General features: G+C 70.4%; 15 protein-coding genes. 6 read left to right on the top strand and 9 right to left on the bottom strand.

Annotated elements, in window-relative coordinates; translation table 11 throughout:
- Positions 1-301 precede the first annotated feature (301 nt).
- Positions 302-1,351 carry an L-glyceraldehyde 3-phosphate reductase gene (gene mgrA, locus OG521_14260; GenBank protein WUW21886.1) on the bottom strand — a complete coding sequence of 350 codons (1,050 nt, stop codon included), beginning with the start codon at positions 1,349-1,351 and terminating at the stop codon, positions 302-304.
- Between the two features lie 196 nt (positions 1,352-1,547).
- On the opposite strand from mgrA, the gene OG521_14255 reads away from it, so the two are divergent.
- The 4 genes from OG521_14255 to OG521_14240 all read left to right on the top strand — a co-directional run bounded on the left by OG521_14255 (position 1,548) and on the right by OG521_14240 (position 6,699).
- The gene (locus OG521_14255; GenBank protein WUW21885.1) at positions 1,548-2,309 is read left to right on the top strand and encodes an isoprenyl transferase; all 762 of its coding nucleotides are present in this window, start codon (positions 1,548-1,550) and stop codon (positions 2,307-2,309) included.
- A 438-nt stretch (positions 2,310-2,747) separates the two neighbouring features.
- Complete coding sequence (locus OG521_14250) at positions 2,748-4,046, top strand: PhoH family protein (protein WUW21884.1); 1,299 nt, start codon at positions 2,748-2,750, stop codon at positions 4,044-4,046.
- A 390-nt stretch (positions 4,047-4,436) separates the two neighbouring features.
- Positions 4,437-5,141 (top strand): transglycosylase SLT domain-containing protein, encoded by a 705-nt coding sequence (locus OG521_14245; GenBank protein WUW21883.1) that lies wholly within the window; start codon positions 4,437-4,439, stop codon positions 5,139-5,141.
- Between the two features lie 136 nt (positions 5,142-5,277).
- Positions 5,278-6,699: an AI-2E family transporter gene (locus tag OG521_14240; GenBank protein ID WUW21882.1), complete on the top strand. Its 1,422-nt coding sequence runs from the start codon at positions 5,278-5,280 to the stop codon at positions 6,697-6,699.
- A 98-nt stretch (positions 6,700-6,797) separates the two neighbouring features.
- Here the strand turns inward: OG521_14240 and OG521_14235 are convergent, their stop codons facing one another.
- A complete protein-coding gene (locus OG521_14235) occupies positions 6,798-7,331 on the bottom strand; it encodes an alkyl hydroperoxide reductase (protein ID WUW21881.1) in 534 nt (177 codons plus the stop codon).
- A 12-nt stretch (positions 7,332-7,343) separates the two neighbouring features.
- Complete coding sequence (locus tag OG521_14230) at positions 7,344-7,898, bottom strand: peroxiredoxin (protein ID WUW21880.1); 555 nt, start codon at positions 7,896-7,898, stop codon at positions 7,344-7,346.
- A gap of 132 nt (positions 7,899-8,030) precedes the next feature.
- Between OG521_14230 and OG521_14225 the strand changes: the two genes are divergently transcribed.
- A complete protein-coding gene (locus OG521_14225; protein WUW21879.1) occupies positions 8,031-8,996 on the top strand; it encodes a hydrogen peroxide-inducible genes activator in 966 nt (321 codons plus the stop codon).
- A 44-nt stretch (positions 8,997-9,040) separates the two neighbouring features.
- On the opposite strand, the gene OG521_14220 is transcribed toward OG521_14225, so the two are convergent.
- From OG521_14220 to OG521_14200, 5 genes are all read right to left on the bottom strand, one after another.
- A complete protein-coding gene (locus tag OG521_14220; protein ID WUW21878.1) occupies positions 9,041-11,428 on the bottom strand; it encodes an ABC transporter permease in 2,388 nt (795 codons plus the stop codon).
- Complete coding sequence (locus OG521_14215; GenBank protein ID WUW21877.1) at positions 11,425-12,111, bottom strand: ABC transporter ATP-binding protein; 687 nt, start codon at positions 12,109-12,111, stop codon at positions 11,425-11,427. Before OG521_14215 ends, OG521_14220 begins: the two co-directional genes overlap by 4 nt.
- Positions 12,108-12,632 (bottom strand): PadR family transcriptional regulator, encoded by a 525-nt coding sequence (locus tag OG521_14210; protein WUW21876.1) that lies wholly within the window; start codon positions 12,630-12,632, stop codon positions 12,108-12,110. Before OG521_14210 ends, OG521_14215 begins: the two co-directional genes overlap by 4 nt.
- A gap of 91 nt (positions 12,633-12,723) precedes the next feature.
- On the bottom strand, positions 12,724-12,981 hold the full coding sequence (locus OG521_14205) for a hypothetical protein (GenBank protein ID WUW21875.1): 258 nt from the start codon (positions 12,979-12,981) through the stop codon (positions 12,724-12,726).
- Complete coding sequence (locus OG521_14200) at positions 12,978-13,949, bottom strand: SPFH domain-containing protein (protein ID WUW21874.1); 972 nt, start codon at positions 13,947-13,949, stop codon at positions 12,978-12,980. Before OG521_14200 ends, OG521_14205 begins: the two co-directional genes overlap by 4 nt.
- A gap of 223 nt (positions 13,950-14,172) precedes the next feature.
- Between OG521_14200 and OG521_14195 the strand changes: the two genes are divergently transcribed.
- Positions 14,173-16,470 carry a transglycosylase domain-containing protein gene (locus OG521_14195; GenBank protein WUW21873.1) on the top strand — a complete coding sequence of 766 codons (2,298 nt, stop codon included), beginning with the start codon at positions 14,173-14,175 and terminating at the stop codon, positions 16,468-16,470.
- Positions 16,471-16,563: 93 nt separating this feature from the next.
- Here OG521_14195 and OG521_14190 read toward each other — a convergent pair whose 3' ends face one another.
- Entirely contained in the window at positions 16,564-18,462 is a 1,899-nt protein-coding gene (locus tag OG521_14190; GenBank protein ID WUW21872.1) for a SpoIIE family protein phosphatase, read from the bottom strand.
- Positions 18,463-18,734: the final 272 nt, after the last annotated feature.

The following is an 18,734-nucleotide window of genomic DNA, read 5'->3' as shown; positions in this document are numbered from 1 at the left end:
ACCGGAATGTGCACATCCTGTGTACGTCCTGGGGGCCGTTCGGGCGTCAAGGCGGCGCCGGAGGGCGTCCGTGCAGCTCCAGGCCCTGTGGAGGGCCGGATTCCGTGCCCGCAGCGGAGTCCCGCACATTCGGAGAGTAATTATTTCGTGGCGTGGCACGCAGCATCACTTACGAAGGGTTATGGTGGAAACCCCCCCTCGGGCCGGTCCGTAACCCCCCCCACGGACCGGCCCGTTTTTTTGTGCCCCGGTACTGCCGGGTCCGTACCGCGACCGCGGACGTGAGCCCCGGGCAGTCCGTTCAGGCCCGTCCGGCCCAGATGTTGGTGCCCGCGGTGTCCACGGCGAAGGTGTCGATCTCCTTCAACTCCGCGTCCGACAGCGTCGGCCCTGCCAGCGCCGCCACGTTCTCCTCCAGCTGCTTCACGCTCGACGCGCCGATCAGAGCCGACGTCATACGGCTGTCCCGCAGCACCCAGTTGAGGGCCAGCTGGGCGAGCGACTGGCCGCGGCGCTGCGCGATGTCGTTCAGCCCGTTCAGCCGGCGGACCACCTCGTCGGAGAGCAGGTCCGGGTTCAGGGACTTGCCCTGCGTGGCGCGCGAACCCTCCGGGATGCCCTTCAGGTACTTGCCGGTCAGCAGGCCCTGCGCGAGCGGCACGAAGGAGATGCAGCCCATGCCGGCCGCCTCCAGGGTGTCCAGCAGCCCGTCGCTCTCGGTCCAGCGGTTGATCATCGAGTAGGACGGCTGGTGGATCAGGGCCGGCACGCCCATCTCCTTCAGCAGCCGGGCCGCCTCGGCGGTCTGTGCGGAGTTGTACGAGGACACCCCCACGTACAGCGCCTTGCCCTGCCGGACGGCGGAGGCGAGCGCCCCCATCGTCTCCTCCAGCGGAGTGTCCGGGTCGAAGCGGTGCGAGTAGAAGATGTCGACGTAGTCGAGCCCCATCCGCTTCAGCGAGGCGTCGAGCGACGACAGGAGGTACTTGCGCGAACCCCACTCGCCGTACGGCCCGGGGTGCATGTCGTACCCCGCCTTGGTGGAGACGATCAGCTCGTCGCGGTACGGCGCGAAGTCCTGGCGGAAGAGCTTCCCGAAGTTGAGCTCGGCGGAGCCGGGCGGCGGGCCGTAGTTGTTGGCCAGGTCGAAGTGGGTCACGCCGAGGTCGAAGGCGCGGCGCAGGATGGCGCGCTGCGCGTCGAGGGAGCGGTCGTCGCCGAAGTTGTGCCAGAGGCCGAGCGAGACGGCCGGGAGCTTGAGGCCGCTGCGGCCGGTGCGGCGGTACTCCATGGAGTCGTAGCGCGAGGCGGCGGCACCGTAGGGGAAGGCGGAGGAAGAGGAATCAGTCACGTTTCCCTCCTTATCACGGACTTGTGACAGGGCGGGTTGGGCCGGTGCGGCGCCTGCGCAGTAATGTGGCCCCTTCGGGACTGCCAAGGCACGGCGGGGCGATCGCCCCCTTCCGGTGCGGCGATCCCCAGGGGGACGACCCCGGACCCCGGGCATAGGGGCGGGCGGGCCCGCACGGAACCGAGAGGTGGACTCAGTGAACTTGCGCGACCTGGTGTACGGGCTCTACGCACGCCGGGTGGAGGCCCGCCTCGATCACGCCCAGGTGCCCAAGCACATCGGTGTCATCCTCGACGGGAACCGGCGCTGGGCGAAGGCGTCCGGCGGCACCGCCGCGCAGGGGCACCAGGCCGGTGCGGACAAGATCAAGGAGCTCCTCGGCTGGTGCAGTGAGACCGATGTCGAGGTCGTCACCCTGTGGATGCTGTCCACGGACAACTTCGACCGGCCCGAGTCCGAGCTCATCCCGCTGCTCGGCATCATCGAGAACACCGTGCGCGACCTGGTGGCGGACGGCCGCTGGCGGGTCCACCACGTCGGCACCCTCGATCTGCTGCCCGCGCACACCCAGACGGTCCTCAAGGAGGCCGAACAGGCGACGGTCGGGGTCGACGGGATACTGGTCAACGTCGCCGTCGGCTACGGGGGCCGCCAGGAGATCGCGGACGCGGTGCGCTCCCTGCTCCTCGACCACTCCGCCAAGGGCACCTCCTTCGAGGACCTGGCGGAGATCGTCTCCACCGACCTGATCTCCGAGCACCTCTACACCCGCGGGCAGCCCGACCCGGACCTGGTGATCCGGACCAGCGGCGAGCAGCGTCTGTCGGGCTTCATGCTCTGGCAGAGCGCGCATTCGGAGTACTACTTCTGCGAGGTCTTCTGGCCGGCGTTCCGCCGCGTGGACTTCCTGCGGGCGCTGCGCGACTACGCGGCCCGCCACCGCCGCTACGGAGGCTGATTCCGCAGGGTTCTCCGGCCCCGGCGGTGTTCCCGGCCGGTCCGGCATCCCGGTCCCGTCCGCCGTCCGGGGACGGAACCCCCCAGGTGGTGCGCCCTCACCCACGGTCACGGGCCACCGCACCCCGCTCACCCCACCGGCCCCGGTCGGCATGGCTTGGCTTGTTCGAGGGCATATCCCTGACAGGTCGACGTCCGGTCACCAACCAGGCGGACGTCGTGTCCAAGTGAGCGGCATGGAGTCCGTTCGCCCGGGAGGCCCTTTGCACACGAAGGACCGTACATACAGTGCGTCCGACGCGGAGGGCCGGCGCTCGGCCCGCGCAAGGTGGCCGCAGCCCGGTCCGTCCTCTCCCATTGGGATGCTCCGCGACGCCGTCGCACCCCAACCTCGTCCGAGGGGGTACGTCCTTCCGTGGTGACCAGCACAAAGCGCCGCATGCCCGACAGGCGCACCTATGTTCTCGACACCAGCGTCCTGCTGGCCGATCCGAACGCCATGGCCCGCTTCGACGAGCACGAAGTCGTGCTCCCGATCGTCGTGGTCACGGAACTGGAGGCCAAACGGCACCATCCGGAGCTCGGGTACTTCGCCCGGCAGGCCCTGCGCCTGCTGGACGACTTCCGGGTCCGGTACGGCCGGCTGGATGCCCCGATCCCCCTCGGGGATCTGGGCGGGACGCTGCGCGTCGAACTCAACCACTCCGATCCCGGCGTCCTTCCCGCCGGCTACCGGTTGGGGGACAACGACTCACGGATTCTCGCGGTCGCACGCAATCTCCAGGCCGAGGGGTACGACGTCACGGTCGTCTCCAAGGACCTGCCGCTGCGCATCAAGGCCTCGTCGGTCGGACTCCTCGCCGAGGAGTACCGGGCGGAACTCGCCATCACCGACTCCGGCTGGACGGGGATGTCCGAACTTCCCCTCTCGGCCGAACAGGTGGATCTGCTCTTCACCGAGGAGACGCTGTACGTCCCCGAGGCCGCGGACCTGCCCGTGCACACGGGCCTGGTCCTCCAGTCCGAACGGGGCAAGGCGCTCGGCCGGGTGACGCCCGAGGGCAATGTCCGTCTGGTCCGCGGCGACCGGGAGGCCTTCGGCATCCACGGCCGCAGCGCCGAGCAGCGCATCGCCCTGGACCTCCTCCTGGACCAGGAGGTCGGCATCGTGTCGCTGGGCGGCCGGGCCGGCACCGGAAAGTCGGCGCTGGCGCTCTGCGCGGGCCTCGAAGCCGTGCTGGAGCGAGGCCAGCACAAGAAGGTGATGGTCTTCCGTCCGCTGTACGCGGTCGGCGGGCAGGAGCTCGGCTATCTCCCCGGCAGCGAGGCCGAGAAGATGAGCCCCTGGGCCCAGGCCGTCTTCGACACCCTCTCGGCCGTCTCCGGCCGTGAGGTGATCGAGGAAGTGCTGGGGCGCGGCATGCTGGAGATCCTGCCGCTCACCCACATCAGGGGCCGCTCCCTGCACGACGCCTTCGTGATCGTCGACGAGGCCCAGTCGCTCGAACGGAACGTCCTGCTGACCGTGTTGTCCCGGATCGGGTCGAATTCCCGGGTGGTGCTCACGCATGACGTGGCCCAGCGGGACAACCTCAGGGTCGGCCGGTACGACGGTGTGGTCGCCGTGGTCGAGAAGCTGAAGGGGCACCCGCTCTTCGCGCATGTGACGCTCACGCGTTCGGAGCGTTCCCGTATCGCCGCACTGGTGACCGAAATGCTGGAGGAAGGCCAGATCTGATACGGCTTGGGAGAGTTGATGCCGCCCGGCGAGCGAAGGAGCTTAGCCGGGCGGCATCGTGTTGCGGCACCATTTCCGTAATTCATGTGCTCCAAACGAGGTGTGAGCTTTCACACGCAACGGAGAATTGCTTCCACGTGTCCCGTTCCGGCAGAGTCTTGCTTCCGTCAGGCCCCGCATACGGCACACCGGCACCTCCAGAGGTGCCACGCACCACACAACTCAACAACCGCCGTCCGTATGCCGCCCGCGAGCACCACGCGGCGCTCCCCCCGGGGAGTGCCCACCGGGCCCGTGCCTCCCGTGACCCAAGCAGTAGGGAGGCCAGTGTCCAGGGGCACGATTGCGCCCGCGAGGTCACCTAAGCGGGCGATGCTGGAAGGACACCGTGTGAGCCGGATCTCGGTCCGGGGGTTCGCCGTGGCATCTGCCACAGCCGTAACCACCGTAGGCGCCGTCGTGGGCGTTGCATCGGGCAGCACTCCCGCTGCCGACGACAACAACTTCGAGGCGACCGCAGCCGACACCACGCTGCTCGCAGACATCCCCGCGGGCCAGCAGGCCCAGGTGCAGACCGCATCGCTGACCCAGCAGGCCGACGCCCAGGCGTCCGCGGCCGACGAGGCAGCGAAGAAGTCCGCCGAGGAATCAGCCCGTGTGCAGGCCGCCAAGGACGCCAAGTCCAAGAAGGCGGCGGCCGAGGACAGGCTGGAGAAGGAGCGCAAGGAGAAGGCGGAGCGCGCCGAGCGCGCCAGCCGCTCCGAGGTCCGCAGCGCTTCCGCGTTCGCGACGCAGGGCTCGTACAGCGTGGCCGAAGTCCAGGCGATGGCTCGTCAGATGATTCCCGGCGACCAGTTCCAGTGCTTCAGCAACATCGTGAACCACGAGTCGAGCTGGAACTACCGCGCGAGCAACGCCTCCTCCGGTGCCTACGGCCTCGTCCAGGCGCTGCCCGGCTCGAAGATGGCGTCCGCCGGTGCCGACTGGCAGACCAACCCGGCCACGCAGATCAAGTGGGGCCTCAACTACATGGACAGCCGTTACGGCAGCCCGTGCGGTGCCTGGTCCTTCTGGCAGGCCAACCACTGGTACTAGAACCTTCCGAGGTTCAGGCCTCAACCTCGCGAAGCCCCTCGCCGTCCTACGGTGGGGGGCTTCGCGCGTGTACGGTCGGGCGGAGCCGTTCCCGGGGGGAGCGGTGGGGAGAGCGGACGGGGGTAGAGGGACGGTTATGTCGAAACTGCCGGGGTGGCTCGGACAACTGGGCGCTGAACTGACCAAGCTGGGCGATCGCCTGGAAGAACGACGCGCCGAAGCGGCGGACGAGGACGACGACACCGCACGCGGGAAGCCGTCGGCGAAGTCCGCCGGATCCGCGTCCGGTGAGGGCGACGACGGTTCGGGTGCGGCCGATCATGTGCCGCCGCCGCCCGCGTACGCCCCCTCCGTCGCGGCACGCCCCGATCCGGTCGCCGCGATCCCCTGGGGGATGCGGGTCGCGGCCGAGGCCGGCTGGCGGCTCCTGGTGCTGGCCGGCACCCTCTGGGTGCTCATGCGGGTCATCAGCGCGGTGCAGCTGGTGGTGCTGGCGTTCGTCGGCGCGCTGCTCGTCACCGCGATGCTCCAGCCGACCGTCGCCCGGCTGAGGCGTTACGGTCTCCCGCGCGGGCTGGCCACCGCCGTCACGGCGATCCTGGGCTTCGTCATCATGGGCCTGGTCGGCTGGTTCGTGGTCTGGCAGGTCATGGACAACATCGACACCCTCTCCGACAAGGTGCGGACCGGGATCGACGACCTGAAGAACTGGCTCCTGGACAGCCCGTTCCATGTGACCGACAAGCAGATCAACGACATAGCGAAGAACCTCAGCGACACCGTCGGCACCAACACGGAGGCGATCACCTCCGCCGGGCTCCAGGGCGTCACCGTCATGGTGGAGCTGCTGACCGGGATGCTCCTGGCGATGTTCTCCACGCTGTTCCTGCTGTACGACGGCAAGCGGATCTGGCACTGGGTGCTCAAGCTCGTGCCCGCCCAGGCCCGGCCGGGTGTCGCGGGCGCCGGCCCGCGTGCCTGGCGGACCCTGACCGCCTATGTGCGGGGCACGGTGATAGTCGCCATGATCGACGCGATCTTCATCGGTCTCGGGATCTTCTTCCTCGATGTGCCGATGGCCGTTCCGCTGGCCGTCTTCATCTTCCTGTTCGCCTTCATCCCGCTCGTCGGAGCGGTGGTGTCCGGGGCGCTGGCGGTGGTCGTCGCGCTCGTCACCCAGGGCGTGTTCACGGCACTGCTGGTGCTGGCCGTGGTCCTCGCGGTCCAGCAGATCGAGGGCCACATCCTCCAGCCGTTCATCCTGGGCCGCGCGGTGCGCGTGCACCCGCTGGCCGTGGTGCTCTCGGTGGCCGCGGGCGGCATGATCGCCGGCATCGGCGGTGCGGTCGTCGCGGTGCCGCTGGTGGCGGTGACCAATACGGTGGTCGGCTATCTGCGGACGTACGGGCAGGAGGAGTCCCGCCGGCACTCGCCGCCGCCGCACGGCTCGACGTCACTGGACGCGGCGCCCACGCCCGCGCCCGGAGCGCCGCCCGAGGAGACCGACGAAGGCACCGACGAGGAACCGGCGGCCGCGGAGGCGCCGAAGCAGGTCTGACGTCCCGAACGGACACACGAACGAGGACACATGAAGAAGGGCCCCCGGGACGGTCGGTCGTCCTGGGGGCCCTTCTCGTATCAGGGGTACCGCGGGTGCTACTCGGCGAGGACTGCCTCGGCGTCGAGGGTCACACCGACCGCCTGGATCACCGAGGCGATCTTGACGGCTTCCTGGATGGTCTCACGGTCCACGCCGGCCTTGCGCAGCACCTGCTCGTGGGAGTCCAGGCACTGGCCGCAGCCGTTGATCGCGGAGACGGCGAGCGACCACAGCTCGAAGTCGACCTTCTCCACGCCCGGCTTGCCGATCACGTTCATCCGCAGGCCCGCACGGAGGTTCCCGTACTCCGGGTCCGACAGCAGGTGCCGGGTCCGGTAGAACACGTTGTTCATCGCCATGACGGCGGCGGCCGACTTCGCGGCGGTGTACGCCTCCGCGGAGAGGTTGGCCTTCGCCTCCGGCTCCAGCTCGCGCAGCACCTTCGGCGAGCGCGAGGCGATCGCGCAGGCGAGGACGGTGCCCCAGAGCTGCTGCTGCGGCAGTTCGCTGTTCCCGATGACCGAACCGAGGTTCAGCTTCAGGTCCTTGGCGAAGTCCGGAACGGCGGCCTTCAGTTCGTCGAGTGCCATGTCGGTGTCAGCTCACTCGCCCGAGAGGAGCGCGACCGGGTCCAGGGTGGTCTCGCCCTTGGTCCAGTTGCAGGGGCACAGCTCGTCGGTCTGCAGGGCGTCGAGGACCCGCAGGACCTCCTTGGGGTTACGGCCCACGGAACCGGCGGTCACCATCGTGAACTGGATCTCGTTGTTCTGGTCGACGATGAAGACGGCGCGCTGCGCGAAGCCGTCCTCGCCCTCGATGCCGAGGTCACGCATGAGCTCGTGCTTCGAGTCGGCCAGCATCGGGAAGGGCAGGTCGGTCAGGTCCGGGTGGTCCTTGCGCCAGGCGTGGTGCACGAACTCGGAGTCACCGGAGAAGCCGAGGATCTGCGCGTCCCGGTCGGCGAACTCCTCGTTCAGCTTGCCGAACGCGGCGATCTCGGTGGGGCACACGAAGGTGAAGTCCTTCGGCCACGCGAAGACGATCTTCCACTGACCCTCGTAGGTCTTGTGGTTGATCTGCTCGAACTCCTTGCCGCTCTCCAGCGAAACACAAGCGGTCAGGTCGAACTCGGGGAACTTGTCACCGACAGTGAGCACGCGCTCTCCTTGCAGCGTAGGAATTCCCTTTTTGGGGGAGTTCCTGAGGGTTGGACGGTGTCCACCTTGGCACAGAGTGCATTGATCACGGAAATAGCTACACTCGGTCGTGATGATCGGAGGTGCCTATCAGTGGTGCAAGGTAATCAGGGCAACCGGCCCAAACAGCCCAGCCTCGCGCAGCTTCGCGCCTTCGCCGCCGTGGCGGAGCATCTGCACTTCCGGGACGCCGCGGCAGCAATCGGGATGAGTCAGCCCGCGCTCTCCGGGGCCGTGTCCGCGCTGGAGGAGGCACTGGGTGTCCAGCTCATAGAGCGCACGACGCGCAAGGTGCTGCTCTCGCCCGCCGGGGAGCGGCTCGCGGTGCGGGCCCGGGTGGTGCTGCACGCCGTCGGCGCGCTGATGGAGGAGGCCGAGGCGGTCCGGGCGCCCTTCACCGGAGTGCTGCGGCTCGGGGTGATCCCGACCGTCGCCCCGTATCTGCTGCCGACCGTGCTGCGGCTGGTCCACGACCGCTACCCGGACCTCGACCTCCAGGTGCACGAGGAGCAGACCTCCTCGCTGCTGGAGGGGCTGGCCGCCGGGCGGCTGGACCTGCTGCTGCTCGCGGTGCCGCTCGGGGTGCCGGGGGTGACGGAACTCCCGCTCTTCGACGAGGACTTCGTGCTGGTCATGGAGCGCGACCACTGGCTCGGCGGGCGGCAGGACATTCCCCGCGAGGCGCTGCGGGAGCTGCCGCTGCTGCTGCTCGACGAGGGGCACTGCCTGCGCGACCAGGCGCTCGACATCTGCCGCGAGGCGGGACGCACCGAGGGTGCGCCGGTCACCACGACCGCGGCCGGGCTCTCCACCCTGGTGCAGCTGGTGGCCGGGGGGCTGGGGGTGACGCTGCTGCCGCGGACCGCGGTGACGGTCGAGACCGCCCGCAACGACGCGCTGGCCACCGGGTACTTCGCGGATCCGGCGCCCGCGAGGCGGGTGGCGCTGGGGATGCGGACCGGGGCCGCCAGACACGAGGAGTTCGAGGAGTTCGCGGCGGCGCTGCGCGGGGCGATGGCGGCGCTGCCGGTACGCGTGGCGACGGCCGGCCGGGCCTGAGTCAGGGGCTCCTGAGTCAGGGGTCCGGCCGGCCGTCGTGGGCGCTACTCGCTGCGCAGCCCCTCCGGGCGCATCATGCGCCACAGCGGCGGCAGGGACAGCAGGGTGACCAGCAGGATGAGCGCCGCGCCCGCCCCCGCCAGCGGCAGGAACAGCCACCAGCCGGACACCTGTTTGCCGACCATCCAGCACAGGGTGGCACCGAGCGCGAGACCGCCGGCCACCGCCACCACGAGCCCGATGACCACCGGGATCGCGGTCTGCCACAGCACCGACCAGCCGAGCGTGACCCGCCGGGTGCCGAAGGCGACCAGGACCGACAACAGCCGCTTGCGCTCGCGCAGTTGCTCCAGCTGGGAGACCAGCATGGACGCGGCGATCAGCAGCAGCGTGGCGGTCGCGCCGACCTGGAGGCCGGTCTGGATGCTCGCGTACTGCCGGTCGCGCTCGACCGAGGTCATGGTGACCACGCGCATCCCGGGATCGATCCGCGCCGCCGTGTTGCGTACGTACTCGGCGGCGTCCGGGACGTGTTCGTCGTAGCGGATCTGCGCGATGGTCTGGGCTCCCGGCAGGGTCGCCGCGTCGATCGCGCCGGGCGTGACCATGATCCCCCAGCGTTCCTCGCCGAGCGGGTCGGGCCGGGTCAGGACGGTCCGGGTGCCGGTGGGCAGCGTCCAGCGCAGCGGCTTGCCCCGGCCGTAGCTGTCGAACTCGAGCACCTCGCCCTTGCGGGCGGTCTCGTCGACCCAGTCGGCCTGTCCCTTGTCCCTGGGGTGGACGACGAAGGTGTCGCCGTCCCGGCAGGACGTGATCCGGGCGAGCTCGCGCAGGGTCGCGCAGTCCCCGACGCTGAACGAGGTGGTGGGCTGGATCTCGTCGCCCGAGTACTTCCCCGGCTTGGTGGCGTACGCCTCGACGGTGCCGACGACCCTGGTGACGCCCTTGGTGGCGCGGAGCTCCTTGATCGTGTGCAGGGCGGCGTCGCCCCTGACGATCTCGGACGCGGCGTAGATCTGGGCGCGGGACGGGTCCTGGCCGGTGATCCTGTTGAAGTCGTCGTTCATCGCGGCGAACAGCATCTGCAGGGCCACCGCGCCGGCCACGGCGACGGTGACGCCGCTGACCGCACGGGAGGCCGCCCCGCTGCTCAGCTGGAGCCGGCGGGTGGCCAGCTGCCAGGGCACCGGTCCGCCGCGCAGCCTCTTGACGCAGGCCTCGACCAGCCAGGGCAGCAGCAGCGCCAGCCCGACGAGGACGAGCACCGCGCCTCCGGCGACCGGATACGGGTTGACGGGGCTGTACTCGTCGATCCTGCCGCCGAGTCCGAAGACCACGAGTCCGGCGACCGGCAGCAGCAGCCGCCACCAGAGGCGGCGCTTGCGGCTGCGGCTGTTGCGTACGACTCCGAGCGGCTCGATGACCACGGAGCGCATGGCCACCAGGGTGACGAGCACCGCGGTGAGCGGAACCGCGAGGGCGATGAGCACGCAGAGCCGGAGGTCGGGGGCCAGGTCGGCCGGGAAGGCACTGACGTCCCAGATCTCGACGTACCCGACGAACTGGCGCCCCGTCAGGAACAGGGCCAGCCCGATGAGGAGGCCGAGCACCGAGCCGAAGAGCGCCTCACCGGCCGCGATCCGGCGGGTCATCCGGATGTCCGTACCGACCAGGCGCAGGGCGGCGAGCCGGCGGTCGCGGCGGTCGCCGCCGAAGCGCACGGCGGTGGCGATGAAGATGGCCACCGGGACCAGCAGCACCACGCAGATCATGATGATCAGCACGATGAGCAGCGGCGACAGCGGCTTCGCGGGTCCGGGATCGCCGTAACCGGACAGCCGGTGGCCGCCCGTGGCGCGGGTCAGGGTGTCGCTGCCCGCGTAGTACCGCAGCTCGCCGGGCGACACCAGGCCGGCGTCGGAGATGGTGGCCGTCACCTTGTACGGCAGCCGCTCCTTGAGCAGCGCGTTCTCCGGGGCGTCGAGGAGCTCGCCGAGCGCGGGGGAGACGGCCATCTCCCCGGCGGCGGGGAGTTCGCCGATGCCCGGCGGGAGCACCGGGTGGGCGCCGTCGGCGCGCATGAGGAAGCCGTCGATGGTCCGGTCGTGGTACTCGGTTCCCGCGTCGATCCGCAGGACCGTGCTGTCCGACTTCTTCGCCGAGACATCGGGGGATTCCGAGATCTTGCTCTCGGAGCGGGCCTGTTCGCGTCCGGACCGCTCGTCGAGCATGTGCGGTACGGACGCGGCGACGAGCAGCAGGGCCACGCCGAGGCCCACGCCGACCGCGGTGAGCAGCGTGCGGGCCCAGCCCTCGCGGCCGCCGCCGGCGGCGAAGCGGATGCCGAGCCCGAGATCGCGCAGCAGGGCCGGGGTGCGGGAGGGCGGTTCCGGAGGACGCGCCGGAGCCGTCTTCTCTTCGAGCAGCGTCATACGGCGTGCTCCAGGTCGCGGGCCCGGCCGTCGCGGACGGTGACATCGCGGTCGGAGTAGGCGGCGACCCGGGCCTCGTGGGTCACGAGCACCACGGCGACGTTGGCGGAGCGGGCCGCCTCGGTCAGCAGCTGCATGACGCGCTCGCCGTTGAGGGAGTCCAGGGCGCCGGTCGGCTCGTCCGCGAAGATCACCTTCGGGGACGCGGCCAGCGCACGGGCCACGGCGACGCGCTGGCCCTGGCCGCCGGAGACCTCGCCGGGCCGCTGGGCGCCGATGTCGTCGACCTCCAGCCGCTCCATCCACTGCAGGGCGGTGCGCTCGGCCGCCTTGCGCCGGGTGCCGTTCAGCCGGAGCGGCAGGGCGACGTTCTCCACGCAGGTCAGTTCGGGGACGAGCTGGCCGAACTGGAACACGAAGCCGAACTCGCTGCGGCGCAGGGCGCTGCGCTCGGCGTCGGACATCGTGGACAGCTCGCGGCCGGCGTAGGTGATGGTGCCGGAGTCGGGCGTGATGATGCCGGCGAGGCAGTGCAGCAGGGTGGACTTGCCGGAGCCGGAGGGGCCCATCACGGCGACGACCTCGCCGGGGTGGACGGAGAACGAGGCGCCGTCGAGCGCGGGGGTCGCCCCGTAGGTCTTGTGCAGGTCGCGGGCGGCGAGCAGGGAGCCGGCGGGAATCACGGGGCCACCACCTTCGCGAGCTGGCCGAGCCGGGCGGCGGTCAGTTCCAGCCAGCGCAGATCGGCTTCGAGGTGGAACAGGGCGTGGTCGCAGATCAGCTGGTCGGCGAGGTCGCCCTGCCGCTTGCGGTCGGTGAGGATGCGCATCAGGCGCAGGTGCTCGGAGCGCTGGGCGTCCAGCACGTCGGCGGCGCTGCGGCCGGTGAGCATGGCCAGGACGACCTTGGTGTACAGGGTCGACTGGAGGTAGGGCTCCGGCTTCTCGGGCTGCGCGAGCCAGGTGGCGACATCGGTGATGCCGGCATCGGTGATGGCGTAGCGCTTGCGCTCCGGGCCGCCGTCGGTCTCCACTCCGTCGACCTCGACGAGGCCGTTCTTGAGGAGCCGGGACATCGTCGAGTAGACCTGTCCGTAGTGCAGTGGACGGTCGTGACCGAACTTCTCGTCGAAGGTCCGCTTGAGGTCGTAGCCGTGGCGGGGGCCGGACTCCAGGAGCCCGAGCAGGGTGTGGCCGATAGACATACCCAGGACTGTACATGGTGTGTATACCTGCCGTGTATACCGGTGCGCGGGCCGTCCGCCCGAGGGCCCGTCGGGGCCGGGCCCCGGCGGGTCACTCCCGGTCCGGGGCCTCCGGCGCCTTCGGCGGGCGTCCCCGGCGGGGGATCGGCGCCGCACCGCCCGGCAGCCGGCCCGCCTCCGCGAGCGCCCGCCGCAGCAGGAACTCGATCTGCGCGTTCGCGCTCCGCAGCTCGTCCGACGCCCAGCGCGCCAGCGCGTCGTGCACGGCGGGATCCAGCCGCAGCAGCATCTGCTTGCGCTGCTGCGGCCCGGACTGCGGCGCACGGCGCCGCGGGGTCTGATCCGTCACTGGTAGAGCGTGCCCGTGTTGAGGACCGGCTGCGCGGCCCGGTCGCCGCACAGGACCACCATCAGATTGCTGACCATGGCCGCCTTGCGCTCCGAGTCGAGCTCGACGATGTCCTGTTCGGCGATCCGGGTCAGCGCCATCTCGACCATGCCGACCGCGCCCTCGACGATCTGCTGCCGGGCCGCGACCACCGCTCCGGCCTGCTGGCGCTGGAGCATCGCGGACGCGATCTCGGGGGCGTACGCGAGATGGCTGAAGCGGGACTCGATGATCCGGACACCCGCCGCCTGGACCCGTGCGGTGAGCTCGACAGCCAGCTTCTCGGTGATCTCCTCGGCGTTGCCCCGGAGCGAGAGGCCGCCCTCCTCGTGGGCGTCGTACGGGTACTCGATCGCGATGTGCCGGACCGCCGCCTCGGTCTGGGTGGCGACGAACTCCAGGAAGTCGTCGACCTCGAAGAGGGCCTGTGCGGTGTCCTCGACCTTCCAGACGACGATCGCGGCGAGCTCGATCGGGTTGCCGTAGGCGTCGTTGACCTTGAGGACCGCGGTCTCGTGGTTGCGGACCCGGGTGGAGATCTTGCGGCTGGAGGTCAGCGGGTTGATCCAGCGCAGTCCGTCGGCCCGGATGGTGCCGACGTACCGGCCGAAGAGCTGGATCACCCGCGCCTCGCCCGGTGCGACCATCTTCACACCGCCCATGCAGAAGAACGAGGCGATGGCGAGCAGCACGCCCAGGATGCAGACCGGGATGCCGACGCCGTTGTTCCCGTTCGATCCGATGACGCCGCCGACGATGGCGAGACCGATGCCGGCGATCACCCCGATCACGGTCAGCAGGAGGCCGAGGCCGCCCGCGATGCTGTGCGCCGTCGTCTCGCGGACCTGCGGTTCCGGCATCTCGGGCGCGTCCGGCGTGAGGTCGGCCGACGGTGGGACCGAAGCGTTCGGGCTGGTCGGGTCAGTCATGGAATCCCCCGTTTCGCGGTGGCTAGCGATGAGCTAGCAATGTGATTACACATTAATGGATTTCGCAACCCTGTGCACCTCTCGTGAGTCGGTTCCCTTGGGAACGGGTGCTGATTGTCACGTCCGGAAAAGCCTGGATCGCTCGCTTTTTGCCCTTGTCAACGGTGTTAGCTGGCAGGTCCGAGCTGATCCGGTCCAGCAGAGAAACGGGAGCACTACAGCAATGGGTCGAGCGGATGCGCGACGAGCCCAGCGGCGCGGGTCGCGGCGGGCCGTGAAGAGCGGCGGCATACGCAGACTCTTCACGTGGCGGAAACTACTGGGCACGGCCCTCGGTGTCTGCCTGCTGGGCATGGGCGCCTTCGCCGTGCTCTACATGATGGTGAGCGTCCCCGAGGGGAACGCGCAGGCCAAGCTGCAGAGCAACATCTACAAGTACTCCGACGGCACTCTGCTGGCCAGGACGGGCGAGGTCAACCGGGAGATCGTGGACCTCGCGGAGGTGCCGAAGGAGGTCCAGATGACCTTCGTCGCCGCCGAGAACAAGTCCTTCTACCAGGACCAGGGCGTCGACTTCAAAGGCACCGCACGCGGTCTGCTGAACACGCTCTCCGGCAAGGGCAAGCAGGGTGGCTCGACCATCACCCAGCAGTACGTCAAGAACTACTACCTCGACCAGGACCAGACGGTCACCCGGAAGCTCAAAGAGCTGGTCATCTCGCTGAAGGTGGACCAGAAGAAGAAGAAGAGCGAGATCCTCGCCGGGTACATCAACACCAGCTACTACGGCCGGCAGGCCTACGGCATCCAGGCCGCGGCACAGGCGTACTACGGCAAGGACGCCAAGGAGCTGAACGTGGCCCAGGGCGCCTACCTCGCCGCCCTCCTCCAGGCGCCCAGCCAGTACGACTGGGCCGTCGCAGGACCGAACGGCAAGCGGCTCGTCCAGGAGCGCTGGAACTACGTGCTGGACAACATGGTCGAGGAGGGCTGGCTGGACTCCGGCAAGCGCCAGGGCCTGAAGTTCCCGGTTCCGCAGGAGCCCAAGCCGCTGAACGGGGCCGCGGGGCAGAAGGGCTACATCGTCGAGGCGGCCCGCAAGGCGGTGCTGGAGGAGACGGGCCTCAGCAGCCAGGAGTTCGACCTCGGCGGCTGGACGATCACCGTCAACATCGACAAGAAGAAGCAGCAGAAGCTGGAGAAGTCGGTCGAGACGAAGCTGATCGACAACCTGGACACGAAGCAGCGCAAGCTCGACCGTGACATCCAGGCAGGTGCCGTCTCGGTGGACCCGAAGACCGGAGCGGTCCTCGCGCTGTACGGCGGCCGCGGCCAGAACGAGCACTGGACGTCGAACGCCGCCCGGCGCGACTACCAGCCCGCCTCCACCTTCAAGCCGGTCATCCTCGCCGCCGCACTCGACCAGGAGTCGGTGACGCAGGAGGACCGGCAGATCACCGCCAACACCCGCTACGACGGCACCAGCAAGCGGCCCGTCGAGGGCAGCGACATCGCCTTCTCGCCCGAGAACGAGGACGACCGGGACTACGGCTCGGTCACCGTCCAGACGGCGATGAACAAGTCCATCAACTCCGTCTTCGCGCAGATGGGCGTGGACGTCGGCATGGACAAGGTGATGCAGACCGCCGGCGAGCTCGGCATGAACGTGAAGGGCCTGGAGGCCGTGCCCGCGCAGACGCTCGGTTCCATGGGCGCCAGCCCGTTGGAGATGGCCGGGATCTACGCCACGCTCGACAACCACGGCAAGAAGGTCAGCCCGCAGATCGTGAAGTCGGCCGTGCACCAGGGCGACGACCCGGTGAAGATGCCCGACGCGATCGGCGACCAGGTGATCAGCCGCCAGGCCGCGGACTCCGTGACCTCCGTGCTGACCGGCGTGGTCGACGACGGTACGGCCCAGGGCTCGGTCCGCAACGCCGAGGGCCTCGCCGACCAGCAGATCGCGGGCAAGACCGGCACGTCGGACGACAACAAGTCGGCCTGGTTCACCGGATACACGCCCGATCTCGTCACCTCGGTCGGACTGTTCGGCGAAGCCGCCTACGACCGTACGGGCGACAACGGCAAGAAGATCCACAAGGGCGACCAGGTGACCCTGAAGGGCGCCGGCGGTGGCGGCCGCGTCAACGGCGGTGGCTTCCCGGCCGAGATCTGGGCGGACTTCACCGCGCACGCCATGGGCAAGTCGAGCAAGTTCGTGCTCGACACCGACATGGGCGCCGCGGTCACCCCGCCGCCGGACACCAGCTCGCCGAGCCCGTCCACGTCGCCCTCCGAGACGGTCTCGCCCTCCGACGAGCCGACCACCCAGGACCCGACGACCGAGCCGCCGGCGGAGACCGAGTCGCCCGCCAGCTCGCCGCCCGCCTCACCCACGGGGGACCCGACGAGCGAACCGCCGGCCTCCCCGTCGACCGAGCCGGGCCCCACCGGCAGCGTCGGGCTCCCGGCGAAGCCGGGGGAGAACCGGCCGGACGAGGACGACGCCGCGGGGCGCTGATCCGCCGGGGCACCGGACCGACCGGAACGGGCGGTGTGCGAGGACTCTCTCCTCGCACACCGCCCGTTCCCTTTGCCCGCGGCCCTCGCCGGTTCACTGACCCCGGGTGGGCATCTCGAACCAGACGACCTTGCCGGTCGACAGCCGGGTCGCGCCCCACCGCCGGGCCAGCCGGTTCACCAGGAACAGACCGCGGCCGCCCTCGTCCATGTCCCGGGCGCGGCGCTGCCGCGGCAGCTGCGGGGCGTCGTCGCCGACCTCGCAGCGCAGGATGTCGGTCCGCAGCAGCCGCAGGGTCACCGGCCGTTCCGCGTACCGCACGGCGTTCGTCACGACCTCGCTGACCAGGAGCTCCACCGAGTCCGCGATGTCGTCGAGCCCCCACCGGCTCAGCGCCCGGCGGGCCAGCCTGCGGGCCCGGCCCGGGGCGGAGTCCTCCGGTTCCAGGAACCAGTACGCCACGTCGCTCGGCGCGATCCCGTCGAAGCGGGCGGCGAGCAGCGCGATGTCGTCGTCCCGGTCGCCCGGGCCGAGCATGTCCAGCACGTCGTCGCAGAGGGCCTCCAGCGGCGGCGAGTGGTCCGGCCCGGTCAGCCGGGCGGTCGCGGCGAGCCGCTCACGCAGCTGCTCGATGCCGGTCCAGACGTCGCGCAGCCGCGACTCGACCAGACCGTCGGTGTAGAGGAGCAGGGTGGCGCCCGCGGGCGCGTCCAGCTCGACGGCCTCGAAGTCCACGCCGCCGACGCCGATCGGGGCGCCGGGCGGTACCCGCAGCACCTCGGCGCGGCCGCCGAGATGGAGCAGGACGGGCGGCGGATGGCCGGCGTTGGCGATGGTGATGCGGTGCGCGACGGGGTCGTACACCGCGTACAGGCAGGTCGCCATGCGGTCGCTGCCGAGCCGCTGGGCCTGCTCGTCGAGGTGGTGCAGCACCTCCTGCGGCGGCAGGTCGAGGCCGGCGAGCGTCTGGGCGGTGGTGCGCAGCTGGCCCATGATCGCGGCGGAGGTCATGGAGTGGCCCATCACGTCGCCGACGACCAGCGCGACCCGGCTGCCGGGCAGCGGGATCGCGTCGTACCAGTCGCCGCCGACCCGGGCGGTCTCCGCGGCCGGGAGGTAGCGGGAGGCAAGCCGGACCCCGGTGGGCTGGGGGAGCGAGTCGGGCAGCATGGTGCGCTGGAGCTCGTCGGCGATGTACGCCTCGCGCCCGTACAGCACGGCCTTGTCGATGCCGAGCGCGGTGTGCGTCGCCAGCTGGGCCGCGACCAGCAGGTCGTTGGCCTCGAAGGGCGGGCGCTCGGTGCCGCGCAGGAACACGGCCGCGCCGATCACCCGCCGGCGGCCGCGCAGCGGGGCGAGGATCGCCCGGTGCCCGGACGGCACGGTGCGGTCGGCGCCGAGCAGCTCGGGCAGCGCGACCCGGGCCGCGGCGGAGTCGCCGAAGACCGGACGCACCCCGCGCAGCACCTCGGCCAGCGCACCGCCGGCCAGCACCTCGCACAGTTCGGCCGCGGGCGTCGGATCGGTCTGCGGGTCGAGGCCGGGCAGCCGCAGCCGCTCCGTCTCCGACAGGCCCTCGGTGTCCTCGTCGGTCAGCCGCAGCCGGTCGGAGCGGCGCAGCCGCAGCACGAACGGGTTGACGGGCCGCTCGTCGCCGACCGGCAGCGGGTCACGGAGGTAGACGAGTATGGCGTCGGAGAAGGTCGGCACACTGGCCCGGCACAGCCCCAGCACGATCTCGTCCAGGTCTATGCCCCGGGCGATCCGCCGGGTCGCGGCCCCCACGAAGCGCAGCCGGTCGCCCTCACGGCGGGCCGCCGCCTGCGGGTCGGGGCCTGCCGCGGGGCCCGTACCGGCAGCGGCCGGGTTCGGGCCCTTGGCCGGGGCCGGGATCGCCGCCGCCGCGGCGTCGCGCTGCCGCGGCCGGGTGCGTTCCTGCGACCGGGCGGCGAGAGGCTGCCGGCCTTCGTGGGAGGTGGGGTGCTCCGTCACGCGTGGGGTTCCGTCCGTCCGGGCCGGTTGTATGAGGCAATCACCTCGTGGGGCGCTACTGTGCCCCGGCAAGAGCGGCAATCACAACGGCTGACATCTGGTGCCCCGGAACGCGGGGCCGAAACCTGATGTCCGCACAGGGAGCCGGTGACAACGTTTCCGGCGCCGGGGCGGCGGACAGCGAGCACGTCTCCACCCCCTCGTCGTGGCTCATGCGATTCAGGCAACTCGTGCGACTCATACGACTGATGCGGTTCATGAAACGTGCAACG

The sequence above is a fragment of the Streptomyces sp. NBC_01463 genome (assembly GCA_036227345.1).
Lineage (GTDB): Bacteria > Actinomycetota > Actinomycetes > Streptomycetales > Streptomycetaceae > Streptomyces.
The sequence above is the reverse complement of the archived record's forward strand: the minus strand, read 5'-3'. Positions and strand labels throughout refer to the sequence as shown.